This window comes from Rhodopseudomonas palustris (assembly GCF_003591005.1).
GTDB classification, from domain to species: domain Bacteria; phylum Pseudomonadota; class Alphaproteobacteria; order Rhizobiales; family Xanthobacteraceae; genus Rhodopseudomonas; species Rhodopseudomonas palustris_K.
The window spans coordinates 1-21,774 of the sequence record NZ_QYYD01000035.1 but is presented as its reverse complement, the minus strand read 5'-3'; the positions used below and the strand labels follow the sequence as shown (position 1 = coordinate 21,774).

At 66.5% G+C, this 21,774-nt stretch carries 18 protein-coding genes; 12 read left to right on the top strand and 6 right to left on the bottom strand.

Annotated features, from left to right (window positions below):
- Window positions 1-88 precede the first annotated feature (88 nt).
- Complete coding sequence (locus tag D4Q52_RS23715) at window positions 89-1,003, top strand: NAD(P)-dependent oxidoreductase (protein ID WP_119859044.1); 915 nt, start codon at window positions 89-91, stop codon at window positions 1,001-1,003.
- Between the two features lie 126 nt (window positions 1,004-1,129).
- Entirely contained in the window at window positions 1,130-2,005 is an 876-nt protein-coding gene (locus D4Q52_RS23710; protein ID WP_119859043.1) for a hypothetical protein, read from the top strand.
- A gap of 13 nt (window positions 2,006-2,018) precedes the next feature.
- Here D4Q52_RS23710 and D4Q52_RS23705 read toward each other — a convergent pair whose 3' ends face one another.
- Window positions 2,019-3,107, bottom strand: coding sequence for a tartrate dehydrogenase (locus tag D4Q52_RS23705; RefSeq protein WP_119859042.1), 1,089 nt, complete (start codon window positions 3,105-3,107; stop codon window positions 2,019-2,021).
- A gap of 271 nt (window positions 3,108-3,378) precedes the next feature.
- Here D4Q52_RS23705 and D4Q52_RS23700 point away from each other — a divergent pair, with 271 nt between their 5' ends.
- The 5 genes from D4Q52_RS23700 (at window position 3,379) to D4Q52_RS23680 (ending at window position 9,739) form a co-directional block, all read left to right on the top strand.
- The gene (locus D4Q52_RS23700) at window positions 3,379-4,593 is read left to right on the top strand and encodes an ABC transporter substrate-binding protein (RefSeq protein ID WP_234831311.1); all 1,215 of its coding nucleotides are present in this window, start codon (window positions 3,379-3,381) and stop codon (window positions 4,591-4,593) included.
- 196 nt (window positions 4,594-4,789) lie between these two features.
- Window positions 4,790-5,665, top strand: coding sequence for a branched-chain amino acid ABC transporter permease (locus tag D4Q52_RS23695; protein WP_119859040.1), 876 nt, complete (start codon window positions 4,790-4,792; stop codon window positions 5,663-5,665).
- 1 nt (window position 5,666) lies between these two features.
- Complete coding sequence (locus D4Q52_RS23690) at window positions 5,667-6,605, top strand: branched-chain amino acid ABC transporter permease (RefSeq protein ID WP_119859039.1); 939 nt, start codon at window positions 5,667-5,669, stop codon at window positions 6,603-6,605.
- Window positions 6,605-8,083 (top strand): ATP-binding cassette domain-containing protein, encoded by a 1,479-nt coding sequence (locus D4Q52_RS23685; protein WP_182915425.1) that lies wholly within the window; start codon window positions 6,605-6,607, stop codon window positions 8,081-8,083. Before D4Q52_RS23690 ends, D4Q52_RS23685 begins: the two co-directional genes overlap by 1 nt.
- Window positions 8,084-8,359: 276 nt before the next feature.
- Window positions 8,360-9,739: a GH1 family beta-glucosidase gene (locus tag D4Q52_RS23680; protein ID WP_119859037.1), complete on the top strand. Its 1,380-nt coding sequence runs from the start codon at window positions 8,360-8,362 to the stop codon at window positions 9,737-9,739.
- Here D4Q52_RS23680 and D4Q52_RS23675 read toward each other — a convergent pair.
- Window positions 9,726-10,817 (bottom strand): SbmA/BacA-like family transporter, encoded by a 1,092-nt coding sequence (locus D4Q52_RS23675; protein ID WP_119859036.1) that lies wholly within the window; start codon window positions 10,815-10,817, stop codon window positions 9,726-9,728. The genes D4Q52_RS23680 and D4Q52_RS23675 overlap by 14 nt on opposite strands.
- A gap of 125 nt (window positions 10,818-10,942) precedes the next feature.
- On the opposite strand from D4Q52_RS23675, the gene D4Q52_RS23670 reads away from it, so the two are divergent.
- The 3 genes from D4Q52_RS23670 (at window position 10,943) to D4Q52_RS23660 (ending at window position 14,483) form a co-directional block, all read left to right on the top strand.
- Window positions 10,943-12,376, top strand: a complete 1,434-nt coding sequence (locus tag D4Q52_RS23670) for an amidase (protein WP_119859035.1) — start codon at window positions 10,943-10,945, stop codon at window positions 12,374-12,376.
- Window positions 12,377-12,470: 94 nt separating this feature from the next.
- Window positions 12,471-13,133, top strand: a complete 663-nt coding sequence (locus D4Q52_RS23665; RefSeq protein ID WP_119859034.1) for a sulfite oxidase-like oxidoreductase — start codon at window positions 12,471-12,473, stop codon at window positions 13,131-13,133.
- A 123-nt stretch (window positions 13,134-13,256) separates the two neighbouring features.
- Complete coding sequence (locus D4Q52_RS23660) at window positions 13,257-14,483, top strand: bifunctional alpha/beta hydrolase/OsmC family protein (protein WP_119859033.1); 1,227 nt, start codon at window positions 13,257-13,259, stop codon at window positions 14,481-14,483.
- Between the two features lie 229 nt (window positions 14,484-14,712).
- On the opposite strand, the gene paaZ is transcribed toward D4Q52_RS23660, so the two are convergent.
- Complete coding sequence (paaZ, locus tag D4Q52_RS23655) at window positions 14,713-16,749, bottom strand: phenylacetic acid degradation bifunctional protein PaaZ (RefSeq protein WP_119859032.1); 2,037 nt, start codon at window positions 16,747-16,749, stop codon at window positions 14,713-14,715.
- Window positions 16,750-16,963: 214 nt separating this feature from the next.
- Between paaZ and paaI the strand changes: the two genes are divergently transcribed.
- Entirely contained in the window at window positions 16,964-17,359 is a 396-nt protein-coding gene (gene paaI, locus D4Q52_RS23650; protein WP_119859064.1) for a hydroxyphenylacetyl-CoA thioesterase PaaI, read from the top strand.
- Between the two features lie 10 nt (window positions 17,360-17,369).
- Window positions 17,370-18,698 (top strand): phenylacetate--CoA ligase PaaK, encoded by a 1,329-nt coding sequence (gene paaK / locus D4Q52_RS23645; protein WP_119859031.1) that lies wholly within the window; start codon window positions 17,370-17,372, stop codon window positions 18,696-18,698.
- A 484-nt stretch (window positions 18,699-19,182) separates the two neighbouring features.
- Here the strand turns inward: paaK and paaE are convergent, their stop codons facing one another.
- From paaE to paaC, 3 genes are read right to left on the bottom strand one after another with little or no spacing between them, the layout of a single operon-like run.
- Entirely contained in the window at window positions 19,183-20,271 is a 1,089-nt protein-coding gene (gene paaE, locus D4Q52_RS23640; protein ID WP_119859030.1) for a 1,2-phenylacetyl-CoA epoxidase subunit PaaE, read from the bottom strand.
- 8 nt (window positions 20,272-20,279) lie between these two features.
- A complete protein-coding gene (gene paaD / locus D4Q52_RS23635) occupies window positions 20,280-20,783 on the bottom strand; it encodes a 1,2-phenylacetyl-CoA epoxidase subunit PaaD (RefSeq protein WP_119859029.1) in 504 nt (167 codons plus the stop codon).
- Window positions 20,777-21,553: a 1,2-phenylacetyl-CoA epoxidase subunit PaaC gene (gene paaC / locus D4Q52_RS23630; RefSeq protein WP_119859028.1), complete on the bottom strand. Its 777-nt coding sequence runs from the start codon at window positions 21,551-21,553 to the stop codon at window positions 20,777-20,779. Before paaC ends, paaD begins: the two co-directional genes overlap by 7 nt.
- Window positions 21,554-21,774: the final 221 nt, after the last annotated feature.

Genomic DNA, 21,774 nt, shown 5'->3' with positions numbered 1-21,774 from the left:
AAGAGTCTTTAAAGAGAATTCGATCGCCATCGGTGGCGCGGCCTCACCGCGCCACCGATCAGCAAGGCGCCAAGACGGGGGAACCACCATGCACGCGGTGTTCGTCGATGCCAGCGACACGCTGGCGCTGATCATGGAGCAACAGGCGAGGCCCGGCGATCTGCCGATCGTGATCCATCGCGACCCGGACGTGAAGCCGGGAGACCTGCCCGGCGTGCTCGCCGGTGCCGCGATCGCGATCGTCGATCATACTTACTTGCCGACCCCGATCGCGCAGCAATGCGCCGGACTGAAACACGTCGTGTTTCTCGGCACCGGCGCGCGCAGCTACATGAACATCGAGGAGCTCGCTGGCCTCGGCATCAGCGTGCATCTGATCCGCGGCTATGGCGACACCGCTGTGGCCGAGGCCACCATTGCGCTGATGTGGGCGGCGGCGCGCAACCTCGCGCTGATGGATCGCGAGATGCGCGCCGGGCAATGGTTGCGCGAGGACGGCATGCAACTCACCGGCAAGACGCTCGGCCTGATCGGCTTCGGCGGCATCGGCGCCGAGGTGGCGCGGATCGCGCACGGCTCCGGCATGAAGGTGCTGGCATGGAATCGCTCGCCGAAGACCGCGGACGGCGTGACGTTTGTCGACATAGATACGCTGCTGCGCGACAGTCATGTTATCTCGCTGCATCTGCTGCTCGACGACGACACGCGCGGTTTCCTGTCGCGCGAGCGCATCGCGGCGATGCGGCAGGGCGCGATCCTGGTCAACACCGCGCGCGCCGGACTGACCGACGAGGCGGCGATGATCGACGCGCTGCGCGCCGGCCATCTCCGCCACGCAGCGCTCGACGTGTTCGACATCGAGCCGCTGCCGGCGGACCACCCGTTCACGACGCTGCCCAACGTCACCCTCTCGGCGCATTCGGCGTTTCGCACCCCTGAGGCTAGCGTTAACCTGATCGAGGCCGCGCTCGCACATTGCCGACGGATCGCGGCGGCCGGTTAGTCACGGCCCCAAAATCGGCAGCGGACTACCAGTCGATCCTGCCAAACCGGGGTCTCAGCTGATCCCGATCAACGATGCCGACCCAAACCTCGTGCACCATCGCCGCAATTTGCAGGGAGTGGGAACATGAGGGATTGGTTTGCGACGCTTGCCGTCGGACTCGTGATCGTGGTCGGCTGCGCGGCCGGTTTGGGCGGCCTGCTGGCGTTCCTGTTGGCTTTCGGCATTGCCTGGTACCTGTTGGCCGCGCGGAACCTCGGGTTCGCTCAGGCACGCGACATGCTCGGCATCCGGCTGCTGCCGCCGATCTGGCGGCGCGGCAACTGGCTGTGGATCGAGACGCTGCTCGAAGACGGCGAGCGGCTGATCAAGGCCGCCACGCTGGCCCTAACCATCACGGCGCTCGCTCTGATGTTCTGGCCGGACATCGTCTATGGCGCCGCGCTGCTGATCGCGCTGTTCTACGTCTCGGAAATCCTGCGCGGCAATCTCGGTCCAAAACCGCGGCTGGTCCGCATCCCCGATGCGCATCGCGCGGCCGAGCCGGCTCCGCCACTGATCGGAGCGGCTGCGCCGATCTCCGCCTCGTTCAGCCGGGCGGTGCTTGCACCCGCCGCCGAGCCGGCGCCGACGCTCGCGCCTCCGGTCGCGGCCGCCGGGCGTCCCAGCGCCGCCGACCCGCTGGCCCGCTTGATCATTCATCGGCTCCGCGCTCCTCGCAAGCGGCGGCCGCTGCACCAGCGCCGGGATGAGGATCGTAAGCCGGCCGCAAAGCGCTCAGCGCCGGCGATGCGGGCGCGGCTCGAGAAGGCCAAGCGCACGCCCCGCGCCCTGCCGGCATTGCCGAGCCGCAAGCCCGATTATCCAGTGGTGCTGCGGCAGGCCAGGCCCCGGCTGCGACGCCCGCCGCTGCGCAAGCGGGCGATGCGCAAGCCGGCACCAAGGGCCGTGACGCAGATCAGCCGCGGCAGACCGAAGCCCGCCGCTGTCAGCAGCCGCTGAGCGCGGCTCCGCGCTACTCCACCATCTCCGCCACCGCCTTGCCGCAGGCCGTCGTATCGGCTTGGCCGCCGAGGTCGCGGGTGCGTAGCGTGCGTTCGCCGAGCGTGCGTTCGATCGCCTTGACGATCGCATCCGCCGCCTGCTTCTCGCCGAGATGCTCGAGCATCATCGCGCCCGACCAGATCATCCCGATCGGATTGGCCATGCCCTGCCCGGCGATGTCCGGCGCCGATCCGTGCACCGGCTCGAACACGCTGGGATAGTCGCCGTCCGGATTGATGTTGCCCGATGGCGCGATGCCGATCGTGCCGGTGCAGGCCGGGCCGAGATCCGAGAGGATATCGCCGAACAGATTCGAGCCGACCACGACGTCGAACCAGTCCGGATGCAGCACGAAGTGCGCCGTCAGGATGTCGATGTGATACTTGTCCCACTTCACGTCGGGATAGGCCTTGGCCATCGCTTCGACGCGCTCGTCCCAATACGGCATGGTGATCGAGATGCCGTTTGACTTGGTCGCCGACGTCAGGTGCCGCTTCGGCCGCGACTGCGCCAACTCGAACGCGAACTTCAGGATGCGGTCGACGCCGGTTCTCGTCATCACCGTCTGCTGGGTGACGAACTCGCGCTCGGTGTCCGGAAACATCCGGCCGCCGACCGATGAATATTCGCCCTCGGTGTTCTCGCGCACCACCCAGAAATCAATGTCACCCGGCTTGCGCCCGGCCAGCGGCGACGGCACGCCCGGCATCAGCCGGACCGGGCGCAGATTGACGTATTGATCGAACTCGCGGCGGAATTTGATCAGCGAGCCCCACAGCGAGACGTGGTCCGGGATCTTCTCGGGCCAGCCGACCGCGCCGAAGAAGATGGCGTCGTGTTTGCCGATCTTCTCCTTCCAGTCGTCCGGCATCATCTGGCCGTGCTTGGCGTAGTAGTCGTAGCTGGCGAAGTCGAAATGATCGAACTTCACATTAACCCGGTGCTTCTTGGCCGCCGCTTCCAGCGCCCGCAGCCCTTCCGGCATCACTTCCTTGCCGATGCCGTCGCCGGGGATCACCGCGATCCGATACTCGCTTTTCGTCTTTGTCGTGTTGTCCAAGGCAAGTTCCTCGATACGTCAGCTGCACAGAATGTCAGCACGCAGGTGTGGACCAATCTGCGTACGCGATCAACGTTGCAGCGCACACATCAACGACTATCAGCAACCTGCCATTGTGCTTGCCTGCGTCAAAACGCGCGCTACACTCTGCCGCGGCTGACCAACAAGGCCAAGGGCCAACGAGCCCGAACAAGGGGCCAACGCGCCCGATAAATAAGAACAACGAGGAAACGTCATGACAGCAGCTCCCCTTTCAACGCATACGTGGTCGATGCGCGCCGTCGTGATGGCGACGGCCTTCGGCTTCGGCATCTCGTCGGCCTGGGCGGCCGATCCGATCAAGATCGGCGTGATCGCCGAGGCCCAGGCCATCGCCGGCGCCTCGATTCCGCAGGCCGCGCAGCTCGCCGCCGAGGAAATCAACGCCAATGGCGGCATCGACGGCCGCAAGATCGAGATCGTCGCCTACGACAACCATTCATCCTCCGCCGATTCGGTTCGGGCCTTTCAGCGCGCCGTCAACGAGGACAAGGTCCATGCGGTGATCGCCAGCTACATCTCCGAGGTGGTGCTGGCGCTGATGCCGTGGGCATCGCGGCTGAAGACGCCGTTCGTGACGCCGGGCGCGGCCTCGAACGAGATCTCCAAGGCGGTGAACAAGGATTACGAGAAGAACAAATACACTTTCCACGGCTATCTGACCTCCGGCGAGCTCGCGCAGTCGGTCTGCGACGCCGCCAAGGACCTCCTGGTCGACGCCCGCAAGATGAAGACCGCGGTGATCATGAGCGAGGACGCCGCCTGGACCAAGCCGCTCGACGTCGGCTACGAGGAGTGCCTGCCCAAGGTCGGGCTGAAGGTGCTGGATCATATCCGCTTCTCGCCCGACACCACCGACTTCACCCCGATCTTCAACAAGATCGAAGGCTCCAAGCCCGACGTGATCATCACCGGCATCTCGCATGTCGGCGTGCAGCCGACGGTGCAATGGAAGAACCAGCAGGTGCCGATCCCGATGTTCGGCATCGCCTCGCAGGCCACCAACTCGACCTTCGGCAAGGACACCAACAACGCCTCCGACGGCGTGCTGTATCAAGGCGTGTCCGGCCCGGGCGTCGCGGTGACGCCGAAATCGGTGCCGTTCGCCGAGAACTTCAAGAAGAAGTTCGGCAACTATCCGTCCTATGCCGGCTACACCGCCTATGACGAAGTCTACTACATCGCCGAAGCCGTCAAGCGCGCCGGCTCGACCGACGGCGACAAGCTGGTCGAAGCGTTGGAGAAGACCGATTACGAAGGCACGATCGGCCGCGTGCAGTTCTACGGCAAGGACGAGCCGTTCACCCATGGCCTGAAATACGGCAAGGGCCTACTCACCGGCTTGATGCTGCAGTGGCAGGACGGCCAGCAGGTCGCGGTCTGGCCGCCTGAAGTCGCCAAAAGCCAGATCAAGTTCCCGGCCTTCATCAAGGTGACGGCGAACTAAGCGCCTGAGCCAGGAGCTCTCGGTTCGCCGAGAGCTCTTTTCGCATTTCATATCGCACCCTCTCGTTCGTCATTCCGGGGCGCGCGTAGCGCGAGCCCGGAATCCATAACCACCGCCGGGGATATGGATTCCGGGCCCGCGCCAAGAGGCGCGTCCCGGAATGACGAACGTGCAGTCCGTTGCACGGAAAGACCGCATGCTCCCCCTGCAAATCCTGATCGACGGTTTCGCCATAAGTGCGCTGTATGCGCTCGGCGCCACCGGGTTCACGCTGATCTTCGGCGTTTCCGGCGTCCTCAATCTGTCGCACGGCGCCATCATGGTGGCGGCCGCGGTGGCGGCGTGGGCGGCGTCGAGCACCTTCGGCATCGGCAGCTATCTCGGCGCGCTGGTCGGCGTCGCCACCGCACTGGTCGCGGCGCTGATCACCTATTTCGCGGTGGTGCAGCCGATCCAGCGCTCGCGGCGCATCGCCAATGAGGAGAAGGAGATCTTCGTCCTCACCGGCACGCTGCTGTGGGGCATCATGATCCAGGAGGCGATCGCTTACTTCTTCACCAACAACGCCAAGACCGTATTGCCGATCGTGCAGGGCGTTGTCGAGATCTTTGGCGTGCGCACGCCGCGCAACCAGATCTTCACCGCACTGGTGTGCTGCCTGGTGATCGCGCTGCTCTGGCTGCTGGTCAACCGCACCAAGATGGGCAAGGCGGTGCTGGCGGCGTCAATGAATCCGCGCGGCGTCACCCTGCTCGGCCTGGAACTCACCAACATCTACGTCGTGGTCTGGGCGATCTACGGCGTGCTGGCCGGCATCGCCGGCGTGCTGCTCGGCATGTTTCTCGGCGTCTCGTCCTACAGCGTCGGCCCGCTGACGGCGAGCGCGTTCTCGATCGTGGTGCTGGGCGGGCTCGGCAGCGTCTCGGGTTCGCTGATCGCCGCCTTCGTGGTCGGCTATCTGGAGACCTTCACGGCCTACATGATCTCCCCGGCCTACCGGACCATTCCGGCGCTGCTGCTGCTGGTGATCGTGATGTATCTGCGGCCGCAGGGCCTGCTGGGGAGGCGCTGAGATGGGGTTCTTCAAGACGCGGCTGTTCTGGATCGCGCTGGTGATGGTCGTCGTCGCCTCGACGCTGCCGCTCTATGTTTCCGGCTATATCCTCGGGCTCTTGACCGTCGCCTATTACTTCGGCGTGTTCGCGATGTCCTGGGACCTGTTGTTCGGCTTTGCCGGCGAGGTCAATTTCGGCCCCACGTTCCTGATCGGGGTGGGCGCCTATACGGCCGGCATCATCAACAACCAGTACGGCCTGTCGCCGTACATCTGCATCTTCATCGGCGCCGGCGCATCGGTGATTGCCGGCTTCGTGCTGGCGTTGCCGGCGCTGCGGGTACGCGGGCCGTATTTCGGCCTGACCACGCTGGTCGCGGTGCTGATGCTGCAGAACTTCATTGTCGTGTTCGCCGATCTCACCGGCGGCGAGATCGGCCTCACCATTCCGGACGTCATCACCATCAGCGCCAGCGCCAACTACTGGATCGCGCTTGGATTCATGACCGTCAGCGCGGCGATCCTCTACGGCCTGTCGCAATCGCCCATCGGGCTGGTGCTGCAGGCCTCGGGACAGGACCCGGTACAGGCCGGCGCGCTTGGCTTCAACATCGTCAAGCACAAGCTGTTCGCCTTCGTGGTCAGCGCGTTCTTCTCCGGCCTCGCTGGCGCGCTGCTGGTATTCTACTTCGGCACCGCCTCGGTCGGCACCGTGGTCGACATCGCGGTCGGCGTGAACGTCATCGTCGCCGCCGTGCTCGGCGGCCGGCGCACCGTGCTGGGCGCGGCGCTCGGCGCCATCTTCCTGATCGTCGCCGGCGAATTCCTGCGGCCGACCGGCGAACTCGCCACCTTCATCGTCTCGGCGATCGCGCTGATCGTCGTGCTGTTTTTCCCCGGCGGCTTCCTCGGCGCCGCCATGTCTCGAGACACAACTCCGCGGGAGGCGCGCACCTGATGGACGCCAGCAACTTTGCGCCCGTACTCGAAGCGCGCGGCCTCACCAAGAAGTTCGGCGGCCTCACCGCGGTCAAGAACCTGTCGTTCGAGCTGCACGCCGGCGAGATCTTCGGCCTGATCGGTCCAAACGGCTCGGGCAAGTCCACCGCGATGAAATCGCTGATGGGCATCGAGCGCCCCACGGCCGGCGAGGTCGTGTTCGAGGGCGAGAACATCGCCGGCCTGCCCGCGCACAAGATCGCCCGCAAGGGTTTCGGCATGGTGTTCCAGCATTCGCGGCCGCTCAACCGGCAGACCGTGCTGGAAAACATCATGGTGGCGCTGCTGCCGGACAGCCTGCTGGCGCTATTCCACGACAAGGCGCTGACTGAGCGCGCCGAGGCAATCGCCGAACGCGTCGGCCTCGCGGCGGTGATGCGGCGCAAGCCGCCGACGCTGCCGTTCGCGGATCTGCGCCGGCTCGAGCTGGCGAAAGCCATCGCGCGTGATCCAAAAGTCGTGCTGGTCGACGAGCCGTTCGCCGGGCTGACGCTGGCCGAGGTCGGCGTGTTCTCCGACCTGATCGCCAGCTTTCGCGACGAAGGCCGCGCCGTGCTACTGGTCGACCACAACGTCAAGAGCGTCGCGAAGTTGGTCGACCGCGTGCTGGCGATGTATCTCGGCGAGGAAATCTGCACCGGCGCCGCCGCCGACGTGATGAAGAACGAGACGGTGCGGCGGGTGTATCTCGGCGGCAAGATCGAAACCTCTGCGCGGCCCGAAACCAGCTTCAGGGACAAGGTGCCGTTGCTGCAGGTCGAGAATGTCAGCGTGTTCTACGGCAAGGCGCAGGCGCTGGAGAACGTCTCGATCCACGTTCATGAAGGCGAGTTTGTCTCGGTCGTCGGCCTCAACGGCGCCGGCAAGACCACGTTGTTCAACACCATCTCGGGCTTCCTGCCCTACACCGGCGAGATCGTGCGTGGCGGCGAGAAGCTGCGAGGTATCTCCGCCGCCAAGATCGCGCGCGGCGGTATCGTGCAGTGCCCGGAATCGCGCGAACTGTTCGGCGAGATGACGGTGCGCGAAAATCTCGATCTCGGCGGACAGGCGCTGCCCGACGCCGAGCGCGAAGCGCAACTCGCCTGGCTGTTCGAGCTGTTCCCGATCCTGAAGGAACGCCACGGCCAGATGGCGCAGACGCTGTCGGGCGGCGAGCAGCAGATGCTGGCGATCGGCCGCGCGCTGATGATGAAGCCGAAGATCCTGATCCTGGATGAGCCGACGCTCGGCCTTGCTCCCGTGATTCTCGAGCAATTGTCGAAGGCGCTCGAGCGACTGCGGCAGACCACGCCGATCACCGTGCTGCTCGGCGAGCAGAACGTCACCTTCGCGCTCCCGCACGCCGATCGCGTCTATGTTCTCGAACACGCGCGCATCGTGTGGGAAGGCGACCCGGCACGTTTCGCGGCGGAGGCAGGTGAAGGTTACTTGTAGCGGCGGCGCATCCACGCGACGCTACCATGAATTTAGCACAGCCGCGCATGAGCCCCATGTGACACACCGATCTCGTCACGGGCGTCACAAAGCCGCGGTTTGATCCAGCGCAAGCGTCTCATCCTTTTGTGGAGCGTATGACCTTCGCTGTTGCTGACCCATGCTTCGTCATGGCCGGGCTTGTCCCGGCCATCCACGCCTTTCCTGCCAACGATCTCAGTAAGGCGTGGATGCCCTGCACAAGGCCGGGCATGACGAATGACCGGAGACCATGCCATGGCCGACCCGCGCCCAACCTTCGCTCCTCAGTCGGTCTCGTCACTGCCGGCGCTGGCCCACATCCCGCAGCATTTCATCTGGGGCGCGTCGACCGCTGCGTTTCAGATCGAGGGCGCGGCGAAGCAGGACGGTCGCGGTGAGAGCATCTGGGACGTGTATTGCCGCACCGGACAGGTCGCCAACAACGACACCGGGGATGTGGCCTGCGATCATTATCATCGCTACAAGGAAGACGTCGCGCTGATGAAAGCGCTCGGGCTGCAGGCCTATCGGTTCTCGATCGCGTGGCCGCGCGTGCTGCCGCAAGGCACCGGCGCCGTCAACGAAGCCGGTCTCGCCTTCTACGACCGGCTGATCGATGAACTCACCGCTGCCGGCATCGAACCGTGGATCTGCCTGTATCACTGGGACCTGCCTCAGGCGCTCGAAGATCGGGGCGGCTGGCTGAACCGCGATATCGTGAGCTGGTTCGCCGACTACGCACGGCTCGTCGGGCGTCGCTACGGTCACCGCGTCAAGCATTTTGCCACCTTCAACGAGCCGGGCATTTTCAGCCTGTTCGCCCGCTCGTTCGGAGCGCGCGATCGAACCGCGGACGACAAGCTGCATCGCTGGATCCATCACGTGAACCTCGCCCACGGCGCGGCGGTCGATGCGCTGCGCGAGACCGTCAAGGACGCCAAGATCGGTCTGGTCAGCAACTACCAGCCGATCTATCCGTCGAGCGACAAGCCCGAGGACGTCGCCGAGGCCGCGCTGATCGGCGACTACTGGAACCGCGCCTTCACCGATCCGCAATATCTCGGCGAGTACCCGGCGCTGATCCGCGACGCGATCGCGCCGCACGTCATGCCGGGCGATATGCAGGCGATTGTCCGCCCGCTCGACTGGATCGGCGTCAATCACTACAGCCCGGTCTACATCAATTCCGATCCGAACGCGATCATCGGCCTCGGCTGGGGGCCGAAGCCCGCCGATATCCCGCGCACACCGATCGACTGGACGATCGAGCCCGATGGCTTTCGCGATACGCTGATCGAGGTCAGCCAGCGCTACGGCAAGCCGGTCTACGTCACCGAGAACGGCTACGGCAGCAACATCGAAACGCTGGACGCCGACGGCCAGCTGATTGATCCCGGCCGTATCGCCTTCCTGCGAGACTACATCTCCGGCCTGGACGCGGCGATCGCCGCCGGCGCCGATGTGCGTGGTTACTTCGTCTGGTCGCTGCTCGACAATTTCGAGTGGGAGTCGGGCTACGGCGTGCGCTTCGGGCTGGTCTATATGGACTACCCGACGCTGCGGCGGATCCCGAAGGCCTCGTTCGCCCGGTACGCCGACGTCATCCGTCACGCCCGCGGCGTCAGGACGGCATAGCGGCCGTCTCGCCCGGCTCCGGCATCCGGTCAATCGCGGCGAGCAGCGCCGCGACGCGGTTGGCCGACGAGCGCCAGTCGGCGATGCGCTGGTAATTATCAACCAGCCAGTTCACCGCGCCCTGCACGGTTACGAACGCCGCGGCGCTTTGCGTGACCTCGCCGAGCGACATTGCGCCGCTGAGATATTTCGGGAAGCACAGGAAATACGCCGCGACCGGCGCCAGCAGAAAGTTGGCGTGCGACACCAGCGTCATGTCGACCAGTTGCCAGCACAGGTCGCGCCATGAGCGCATCACCGCCTGCAGCCGGCGCTCGAGCTTGGCCATCCATTTGGTCTCGCGCCCCTCACCGCCCGGATCGCAACCGCGCAGCACCTCCGCGGCGGCGCGGAATTCGGCCTCGTTCTGGTTACGCTGCTCGCTGATACTGGTCATGCGGCGGCCGAACCACAGCATCAGGCCGGTCATGACACTGGAATAAGCAACCACGCCAAGCACCAGATAGCCCGGGATCTGGAAGCGGCTGCCGAACGCGGTGACGCCGATGCTGCCGCCGACACTCCACAGCACGCCGAAGAAGGTCAGCGCGGTGAGCACCGAGGACAATAGCGCCATCAGCAGATCGACCGGAGAGTCGGTCGCGACCCGGACGTCCTCGGCAAGGCGGTATTCCGGATTTTCGGCGTTGTGGTCATGGCCGTTCATCGGCGCCGCGTGGCTCTTGGCCGCCCACCGCTCGAGAATCGCGCGAGTCATCGACTCGCGCCATTTGCGCTGCCCGGTCATCCGGGCCCAGACCGAGGTTGCGGCCATCGCGATGCTGGCGCAGGCCAAGGCCAGAAACACAAATGTTTGAGTCCAGAGCTCGCCGCCGTCACGCCGCTCCAGCGCGTCGAAAAAGTGCCTATTCCATTGGTTCAGATAAAACTGCACCGCCAATTGGGCGAGCACGACGCCGATCATCACGACGATCAGGCCCGTCACGCGGGGCTTGCCGGAGAGCCAGAAGCGCTGCGACAATTGCCAGAACGCGGACAGGGTGTGGCCGTTCGAGTCGTTATGTGAGAAGAGACCCATGGCGCGAGATATAAGGCCCGAAACCGCGGCTTGGGAAGCGATCCGGGCTACCCAATGCGTCTAGTCTCGCAGCGAAATCCATGTAGTCGCATGGCCGCTAAAATCAACTCAGGGGAGTTTACAGGGTGAGTTCAGATCCGGCTCTGGTGCGGGAAACCGCGTGCGCGATCGTCAGCAAGCTGAAGTCCGGCGAGGTGACGCCGCTCGACCTGCTCGATACGCTGGAGCAGCGCATCGCCGAGGTCGACGGCGCCGTCAACGCCTTGCCGACGCTGTGCTTCGATCGCGCCCGCGCCCGCGCCGCCGAGCTGATGAAGAAGCCTGCCGCCGAGCGCGGCGTGCTGGCCGGGCTGCCGCTGCCGATCAAGGATCTCACCGCGGTCGAGGGCGTGCTGACCACGCAGGGCTCGCCGATCTACAAGGACCACGTCCCGGCCCGCTCCGACCTGATGGTCGAGCATCTCGAACGTAATGGCGCGCTGGTCTACGCCAAGTCCAACACGCCGGAGTTCGGCGCCGGCGCCAACACCTTCAACGAGGTGTTCGGCGCCACGCGCAATCCGTGGGACCTGTCGCGCTCGGCGGCGGGCTCCTCCGGCGGCGCCGCGGCGGCGCTCGCCTCGGGCACCGCCTGGCTGGCGCACGGCTCCGACATGGGCGGCTCGCTGCGCAACCCGGCGAGCTTCTGCGGCATCGTCGGCCTGCGGCCGAGCTTCGGCCGCGTCGCGCATACGCCGGCTGCGAAGATCGACCGCAATCTCGGCGTCCAGGGTCCGATGGCCCGCAACGTCGAGGACGTCGCGCTGATGCTCGACGCGATGAGCGGCGAATACGCCGCCGATCCGCTGTCGCTGCCGTCGCCGGCGACGTCGTTCCTCGCGGCTGCCCGCTCGCGCAAGAGGCCGCTGCGCGTCGCCTACTCGCCCGATCTCGGCATCACCCCGGTCGATCCGGAAGTCGCGGCGATCACCCGCAAGGCCGCCGAGCGCTTCGCGGAGGCCGGTGTCATCGTCGAACAGGCGCAGCCTGACCTGTCCGAAGCGCACGAATGCTTCCATGTGCTGCGCGCGTTCGACTTCGCGATCAGCAAGGCCGATCTGCTGCGGACCAAGCGCGATCTCTTGAAGCCCGAAGTGATCTGGAACATCGAACAGGGCCTCGCGCTCAGCGTCGACGATCTGGCGAAGGCAGAAGCCCAGCGCGTAGCGATGGCGGCGCGGACCATCGCGTTCTTCGAGAGCTACGATCTGCTACTTTGCCCGGCGACCATCACGGCGCCGTTCCCGGTCGAGCAGCGCTACCTCGCCGAATGCAACGGCCACACCTTCGACAACTACGTGCAATGGCTGGGCATCGTTTACGCCGTCACGCTGGTGTGCTGCCCGGCGTTGTCGCTGCCCTGCGGCTTCACCGCCTCCGGCCTGCCGGTCGGCCTGCAGATGGTGGCGAAGCCCCGCAACGAAGCCGGCCTGCTGGCCGGTGCCGCCGTGCTCGAAGACATCCTCGGGCTGCGCGGCGCGACGCCGATCGATCCGCGGCCGGCGCCCGCCAGCTTGTAACCCCACGGTGACTGGCGGGCGTGACGCGCTGTGCTAGGCTCGGCGCGTCACCACGACTGAGCGCCGCGCCCGCAAGCGGACCAGGAGGAGCGCCATGTCCGACGATCCCGAACTGCCGGAGTCCAAGCTCACCCGCAGCAAGCAGCGCTGGGCGGCGGAGGGCAAATTTCTCACCGGGCGCCACGCGCGCCCGGACGAGCAGCGGCTGCCGCCGGGCCAGCATCTGACCCAGGACTGGCCGGTGCTCGATCTCGGCACCACGCCGCCGATCAGCCGCGAGCGCTGGCGGCTCGACGTTTACGGCGCGGTGGCGCAGCCGCTGTTCTGGGACTGGGCGCAATTCATGGCGCAGCCGCAGTCGGACATCGTCTCCGACATTCACTGCGTCACTACCTGGTCGCGCTACGACAACCGCTGGCAGGGCGTTGCCACCCGCGACCTGCTCGAAGCCTGTCAGCCGCACGACAAAGCGCGCTACCTGGTGCTGCATAGTTACGACGGCTACACCACCAATCTTGCGCTCGACGACTTCGCCGCGGCCGATGCGATGATCGTGCATTCGTGGTCGGGCGAGCCGCTGGAGCCCGAGCATGGCGGCCCGGTGCGCCTGGTGGTGCCGCATCTGTATTTCTGGAAGAGCGCCAAGTGGCTGCAGGCGATCGAATTCCGCGACGACGACGCGCCCGGCTTCTGGGAAGTCCGCGGCTATCACAACCGCGGCGATCCGTGGCAGGAGCAGCGTTACTCGGACGATTGAGCGAGATTACGCAATCCCTATCACCGTCATTGCGAGCGAAGCGAAGCAATCCAGCGCAGTGCACGGGGCTGGATTGCTTCGTCGCTTCGCTCCTCGCAATGACGACCGCACAGTGGAGTCCCCATGCCGACCGAACGTTTTCAATTCACCGGCAGCGGCGGGCATCAGCTCGCGGCGGCGCTTGACCTTCCGGAAGCGACGCCGACGGCGTTCGCGCTGCTGGCGCATTGCTTCACCTGCAGCAAGGACAACCTCGCGGCGCGGCGGATCGCGGCGGCGCTGGCGGCGCGCGGCATCGCCGTGCTGCGCTTCGACTTCACCGGGCTCGGCGCCAGCGAAGGTGAGTTCGCCAACGCGACGTTCTCCTCCAACGTCGCCGATCTGGTCCTCGCCGCCGATCATCTGCGCGCGACCTATCAGGCGCCGACGCTGCTGATCGGCCACAGCCTCGGCGGCGCCGCCGTGCTGGCCGCCGCGGCGCAGATCCCCGAGGCGAAGGCGGTCGCGACCATCGCGGCGCCGTCGGATCCCTCGCACGTCACGCATCTGTTCGCCGAACATGTCGACACGATCCGCGATCAGGGGAGCGTCGAGGTCACGCTCGCCGGCCGGCCGTTCACCATCAAGCGCGAGTTTCTCGACGACATCGCCGAGCACAATCTGCTGGCGCATGTCGCCAAGCTTCACAAGGCGCTGCTGATCCTGCACGCGCCCGGCGACGACACCGTCGGCATCGACAACGCCACCAAGATCTTCCTCGCCGCCAAGCACCCGAAGAGCTTCGTCTCGCTCGATCACGCCGATCATCTGCTCAGCGACCGCCGCGACGCCGACTACGCGGCCGGCGTGATCGCCGCCTGGGCCGAGCGCTATCTCGACGCGCCGACGCCGGTGGCGACGCCTGCCGGCGCGCCGGAGGTGCCGCGCATCGTCACCGTGCAGGAGACCGGCGCCAGCAAGTTTCAGCAGCGCGTCGCGGTCGGGCCGCATCATCTGCTCGCCGACGAGCCGGTCGGTGTCGGCGGCGCCGATTCCGGTCCGGGGCCGTACGACCTGTTACTCTCCGCGTTCGGCGCCTGCACCTCGATGACGGTGCGGCTCTATGCCGACCGCAAGCAGCTGCCGCTCGCGCGCACCACCGTGACGCTGAGCCACGCCAAGATCCACGCCGAGGATTGCGCCGACTGCGAAACCAAGGTCGGCCTGCTCGACCGCATCGAACGCGTCATCAGCTTCGACGGCAACCTCGACGCCGAACAACGCGCCAAGCTGATCGAGATCGCCGACAAATGTCCGGTGCACCGCACGCTGACTTCGGAAGTCAAGATCGTGACGCGGCTGGCGGAGTGAAGGGGCGCATTGGCGAAGCTGTGCGCCACCACGAGGTCAGGGGGTAGAGATTCCGGGTTCGCGCAGCTGCGCTGCGCGCCCCGGAATGACGAACGAGAAGGCGGGAGATCGCGTAGAGATCCGAAAGAGCTTATTGCTCTGCGCGGGTCGCAAGTCACTGCCCGCGCCGCCCTCACCCCAGCCGTTTCCCGCAAGCGGGAGAGGGGCGCGCGGGTGACGGCGCTTGCTATCAGGCGGGCCGTGCACTCATCGTCAACAGATCGTAGCGCGCGACCGGCTCGTTGTTTTGGTTCACCACTTCGACGTCCCAGCGGACCTCGCCGTATTCGGGGCGCCGCGCCGCTGATTTCTGCTTCACCGTGAGCTTCACCTTGATGGTGTCGTCCGGCGACACCGGCTTGAGGAAGCGCAGATTGTCGAGGCCGTAATTGGCGAGCAGCGGCCCCGGCGCCGGATCGACGAACAGGCCGGCCGCGAAGGCCAGGATCAGATAGCCGTGGGCGACGCGGCCGGGGAAGAACGGGTTGGCCTTAGCGGCGGCTTCGTCCATGTGGGCGTAGAAGGTGTCGCCGGTGAAGTGGGCGAAGTGCTCGATGTCGTCGAGCGTGATCGGCCGGCTTGCGGTCTCGATGCTCTGGCCGATTTCGAGTTCGTTGTAGTTCAGCTTGAACGGATGCACGGCCGTGGCGGCGGCCGGCGCGCCGCGCGTCCAGGCGCCGGTGAGCTTGGCCAGCCGGCAAGGCGACGCCTGGATCGCGGTGCGCTGCATGTAGTGATACACGCTGCGCAGCCCGCCGAGCTCCTCGCCGCCGCCGGCGCGGCCGGGGCCGCCGTGCAGCAGCGCCGGCAGTGGCGTGCCGTGGCCGGTCGATTCCGCCGCGTCATCGCGGTCGACGATCAGCAGCCGGCCGTGATACGGCGCGAGGCCGAGGATCATCTGTTCGGCGACCGCATCGTCGTAGGTGAACAGCGAGGCGACGAGGCTGCCCTCGCCGCGCCGCACCAGTTCGATCGCCTGATCGACGTCGTCATAGGCCAGCACGGTGGCGACCGGGCCGAACGCCTCGGTGGCGTGCACCTCCCTCGCCTGCATCGGCTCGCGCGCCCGCAGCAGCACCGGCGAAATATACGCGCCGGCCTCGGCGTCGATGCCCTCGCCTGCGCATGTCATCGGATTGCCGAACACGATGTCGGCCTCGCGCTGCAGCGTCGCGATCGCGGCGCGCACCGCCTCGCGCTGGCCGCGGCTGACCAGCGGGCCCATCGCCTTGTCGTCGTGGCGCGGATCGCCGAGCCTGACCTCGCCAAGTCTTCCCTTCAGCGCGTCGATCACCGCGCTCTCCTGCGCGCGCGGCACCAGCACGCGGCGGATCGCGGTGCATTTCTGTCCGGCCTTGGCGGTCATCTCGCGCACAATCTCGCGCACGAACAGATCGAACTCCGGATCGGCCGGGGTGATATCGGAGCCGAGCACGGCGGCGTTGAGCGAGTCGCGCTCGGCGATGAAGCGGATGCTGTGACGCGCGACATTCGGATGTGAGCGCAGCTTCTCGCTGGTTTCGAGCGAGCCGGTGAAAGCGATGACGTCCTGACCGCCGAGATAATCGAACAGATCGCAGAGCCGACCGCACACCAGTTGCAGCGCACCTGGCGGGAGTAGCTTGGACTCCTCGATCAACTTGACCAGTGCCTCGGCGACATAAGCGGTCGCGGTCGCCGGCTTGGCGATCACCGGCACGCCGGCGAGCAGCGCCGGCGCCAGCTTTTCCAAGAGGCCCCAGCACGGGAAGTTGAAGGCGTTGATATGCACCGCGACGCCGTGCAGCGGCGTGAGAATGTGCTGGCCGACGAAGCTGCCGCGCTTGGACAGCGCTTCGACCTCGCCTTCGGTGACGAAGTTCGTGTCGGGCAATTCGCGGCGGCCGCGCGAGGCGAAGGCCGCGAGCGTGACCAGGCCGCCGTCGATATCGATGGCGTTGTCGCGGCGGGTGGCGCCGGTGTCGGCGGCGAGCGCATAAAGCTGCTCCTTGCGCTCGCTCAAGTAAGCGCTGAGCGCCTTTAGCATGTCGGCACGCTGATGGAAATTCATCGCCCGCAGATTTGCGCCGCCGACCTCGCGCGCGTGCCGCACCAGCGCGGCGAAGTCGAGCCCGGCACTGGAGGCGCGCGCCACCACGCGGCCGTCGATCGCGCTGGGAATGTCGACCAGCCCCTGCTCCGGCGTCACCCAGGCGTCGCGCGCAAAACTCTGCAGTATGTGGCTCATGGTCGTCCTCCCCGTTCTGATGCGGCCTTGTTGCTGCGGTTTGACGTCCGCGCCGGCCGTTGACACGATGATCTGTTGGCATAATAATTGACTGACCGATCGTTCAATTCAAGAGGCTTTCGCAGCCCGGACGACGAGGGAGAGAAACGTGACCGACGCCTTGACTGCTCCGGGTTTGTTGCCCGACGCGCTGGCGCGTGCCTGCGCCGATGCGATGTGGGCCAACGACCATGCCAGCAAGGCGCTCGGCATGGAGATCGTTGAAATCGGCGCCGGCCACGCCACGCTGGCGATGACCGTGACCACCGAGATGGTCAACGGCCACGGCATCGCCCATGGCGGCTTCATCTTCACCCTCGCCGACAGCGCGTTCGCCTACGCCTGCAACTCGCGCAACGACAACACCGTGGCGGCGCAGGGCCAGATCACCTTCATCCGGCCGAGCAAGCTCGGCGCCCGGCTGGTCGCCACGGCCCGCGAGATCAACCGCGCCGGGCGCTCCGGGATCTACGACGTCAGCGTCACCTCCGCCGGCACGGTGATCGCCGAATTCCGCGGCCATTCGCGGTCGATCGGCGGAACGCTGGTGCCGCCGACTGAGCCACGCTGAGGAGATCGCCATGGTCGCGCGTGTTCACCAGATCAAGCCGGCCGGCGCGGCCGACCTCGACGACGCCGAGCGCGCCTCGCGCGACGAGATCGTCGCGCTGCAGACGCAGCGCCTCGCTTGGTCGCTGAAGCACGCCTACGACAACGTCGCGCACTACAAAGCGGCGTTCGACCGTGCCGGCGTGCACCCATCGGACTTCCGCGAGCCGAGCGACCTGGGGAAGTTTCCGTTCACCACCAAGCTCGATCTGCGCGACAACTACCCGTTCGCCATGTTCGCGGTGCCGCGCGAACAGCTGGTGCGCGTCCACGCCTCGTCCGGCACGACCGGCAAGCCGATCGTGGTCGGCTACACGGCGAAGGATATCGAGACCTGGGCGAGCGTGATGGCGCGGTCGCTGCGCGCGGCCGGAGCGCGGCGCGGCATGATCCTGCACAATGCCTATGGCTACGGCCTGTTCACCGGCGGACTCGGCGCGCACTACGGCGGCGAGCGGCTCGGCTGCACCGTGGTGCCGATCTCCGGCGGCATGACCGAGCGGCAGGTGCAGCTGATCAACGATTTCAAGCCGGACGTCATCACCGTGACGCCAAGCTACATGCTGGCGATCCTCGACGAGTTCAAGCGCCAGGGCCTCGACCCGCGACAGTCGTCGCTGCGCTACGGCGTGTTCGGCGCCGAGCCGTGGACCAACGCGATGCGCGCCGAAATCGAGCAGGCGTTCGACATGGACGCGACCGACATCTACGGCCTGTCCGAAGTGATCGGCCCAGGCGTCGCGCAGGAATGCGTCGAGACCAAAGACGGCCTGCACATCTGGGAGGATCACTTTTATCCGGAAGTGATCGATCCCACGACCGGCGAAGTGCTGCCCGACGGCGAGAAGGGCGAACTGGTGTTCACCTCGCTGACCAAGGAAGCCTTCCCTGTCGTGCGCTATCGCACCCGCGACCTGACGCGGCTCCTCCCCGGCACCGCTCGCCCCGGCATGCGCCGCATGGAAAAGATCACCGGCCGCTCCGACGACATGATCATCTTGCGCGGCGTCAACGTGTTTCCGACCCAAATCGAGGAAGCGCTGCTCGCCACCGACTGGTGCGGCGGCCACTTCATCATCGAACTGACCCGCGAGGGCCGGATGGACGAGATGACGGTGCTCGCCGAAGCAAGGCCGGAGAGCTGGGACGGCGCGGGCCTCGTCCCGCACGCCGAGCGCGTTGCGGCGTATATCAAGAACACCATCGGGATTTCGACTCTGGTGAAGGTGGTGCCGCCCGACACGCTGGAGCGCTCGCTCGGCAAGGCCAAGCGCGTCTACGACAAGCGGCCGAAGGGGTAGTTGTCACCGCCTCGCGCGTTTGCGGCCCCTGACGGCATCGGGCGTGCGCGGGACCAACACCTTCTCGTTCGTCATTCCGGGGCGTGTAGCGCAGCTACACGAACCCGGAATCCATAACCCCGGTGCCCGTTGTTTGGCACAGCGTGCGTGGATCAGACTCAACGACTTCGTCGCGAGTCCAGGGCGTATGGATTCCGGGCTCGCGCTTCGCGCGCCCCGGAATGACGAACTCTCAGCGTCATTGCGAGGAGCGAAGCGATGAAGCAATCTAGCTTCGTGCAACAACGCCCTCTCGTTCGTCATTCCGGGGCGTGTAGCGCAGCTACACGAACCCGGAATCCATAACCCCTGTGCTTATTGTTGAGCATAGCGTGCGTGGGTCAGACTCATCGACATGACCGCAAGTCCCCGGAGTATGGATTCCGGGTTCACGCTTCGCGCGCCCCGGAATGACGAACTTTGAGTCAGTCGTCCGGTTGCAGCCTCACAGGTGATCGTAATCCACCACCACCCTTGCGGTCGTCGGCTTGGCCTGGCACGTCAACACGAATCCCGCCGCGAGCTCCCACGGTTCCAGCGAGTAGTTCAGCTCCATCGGCGCCTGCCCCTCGACCAGTTTGGCGCGGCAGGTGCTGCACATGCCGCCTTTGCAGGCGAAGGGGAGATCGACGCCGGCGCGCAGCGCGGCGTCGAGGATGGCTTCGCCGTCGGCGACCGGGACTTCGCGGCGCTTGCCGTCGATGATCAGCGACGCGATCGCCTTCGGCGGCGCGCCGGGGGCGACGACCGTTTTCGGACGCGGCTTGCCGCCGAGGCCGGAGACGAAGCGTTCGACATGGATGCGGTCCTCGGCAATGCCGAGCTCGCGGCAGGCGGCCTCGACGTCGTCGCTCATCCCGGTCGGGCCGCAGACGAAGACGTGATCGATCGACGCCGCCGGCAGCATCGCCGTCAGCAGCAGCCTCACCTTGTCGCGGTCGAGCCGCCCCTGCATCACCGGGACGTCCTGCTCTTCCTGGGACAGCACATGAAACACCGCGAAGCGCTGCAGATAGCGGTCCTTCAGCGCCTCCAGCGTGTCGCGAAACAGGATCTGCTCGGTAGTGCGGTTGCCGTAGAACAGGAAGAACCGGCTGTCCGGATCGCGCGCCAGCACCGCCTTGATCAGCGACAGCACAGGCGTGATGCCGCTGCCGGCGGCGAATCCGACATAAGTCCGCGCCTCGCCTGCGGCATGCGCGGCGCCGAAACGTCCGGTCGGCGTCATCACCTCGAGCGTGTCGCCGGCTTTCAGCTCCTCGGTCGCCCACACCGAGAACGCGCCGCCGTCGACCTTCTTCACCGCGATGCGTAGCTCACCGTCATCGGGGCCGGAACAGATCGAATAGGAGCGCCGCACCTCCTCGCCGTCCATCGTGGTGCGCAGCGTCAGATATTGCCCAGGCGCGAAGCGATAGGCGTCGGCCAGCTCCGGCGGCACGGTGAACGCCAGCGAGATCGCATCGCGGCCTTCGCGGTGAAGGTCGGCGATGGTCAGCGGATGGAAACGGGGAATGGTGGCGGAGACGTTCATGGCGGCGCTCAATGGCACTTGAAGTAATCGAACGGCTCGCGGCAGCTCTTGCAGCGCCACAGCGCCTTGCAGGAGGTCGAGCCGAATTCGGACAGTTGCTCGGTTTCGGCCGAGCCGCATTGCGGGCACGCGATCTCAAGCGCGCCGAACAGCGCGCGGCGGCCGGACGAGACGAGCGGCGGCGCGATGCCGTAGTCCTTGAGCTTGGCGCGGCCGTCCGCGCTCATCCAGTCGGTGGTCCAGGCCGGCGCCAGCACGGTCTTGACGCGGGCATCGGCAATGCCGGCGCGGGCCAACGCGGTCTCGATTTCCAGCGCGATCATGTTCATCGCCGGACAGCCGGAGTAGGTCGGCGTGATCGTGACTTCGACGCGGCCGTGTTCGACGCTCACCTCGCGCAGCACGCCGAGGTCGGCGATGGTCAGCACCGGAATTTCCGGATCGACCACCGTGGCGGCGGCGTCCCAGGCGCGGGCGCGCAGCTCGGCCTCGCTGTCGGCCAGCGTCACCATGTCTGGCCCGGATAGGTCCGCTGCATGTATTGCAGCTCGGTGAGCAGCCGGCCGAGATGCTCGCTGTGGCGGCCGCTGCGGCCGCCGCGCTGCACCCATGTGCCGCTCGGCAGCGTCAGCGTGGCTTCATTGAGCACGGTGACGATCGTGGACTGCCAAGTTCCGCGCAGGCTGGCGGGATCGACCGCGACGCCGCTGGCGATCAGCCGCTGCTCGCCGTCATCGGCATCGAACAATTCGCCGGCGAAGGCCCACAGCGCGTCGACCGCGTCCTGGGCGCGGCGATGGCTTTCGGCGGTGCCGTCGCCGAGCCGGATCATCCATTCCGAGGCGTGGCGGAGGTGATAGGCGCTCTCCTTCTCCGACTTGGCGGCGATCGCCGCCAGCGTCGGATCGGATGAGCGCATCATCGCCCGCCAATAGGGGTCGGCGAATGCGGAGTAATAGAACTGGCGAACCAGCGTGCGGGCGAAGTCGCCGTTGGGCTGTTCGACCAGCAGCAGGTTTTGGTAGTCGCGCTCCTCGCGCAAGTAAGCGAGCTGATCCTCGCCACGGCCGTTGCCCTCGACCGCGCCGGCATAGCTATACAGCTCGCGCGCCTGCCCGATCAGGTCGAGCGCGATGTTGGACAGCGCCATGTCCTCTTCCAGCATCGGCGCATGGCCGCACCATTCCGACAACCGATGCCCAAGGATCAACGCATCGTCGGCACGGCGGAGCGTGTAGGTGAACAGGGCCGTGTCGGTAATGGTTTCGATGGCGGCGGGCATGTTCGGTCAGCGTCCTCTTGGCACAACGATGCGTTGCCGCGCGGCGGGCGGGCTCCCTCGCCCCGCTTGCGGGGAGAGGGCGGGGGTGAGGGGGCGTCTCCGCGAGTCGCAGCAGCTCGGCTGCGGGGAGACGCCCCCCCACCCCCCCCGGGGGGGCCGGGGGCCCCACCCCCCCCCCGGGGGGGGGGTTTGGCGGGGGGGGGGGGTTAGGCGGGGCGGCC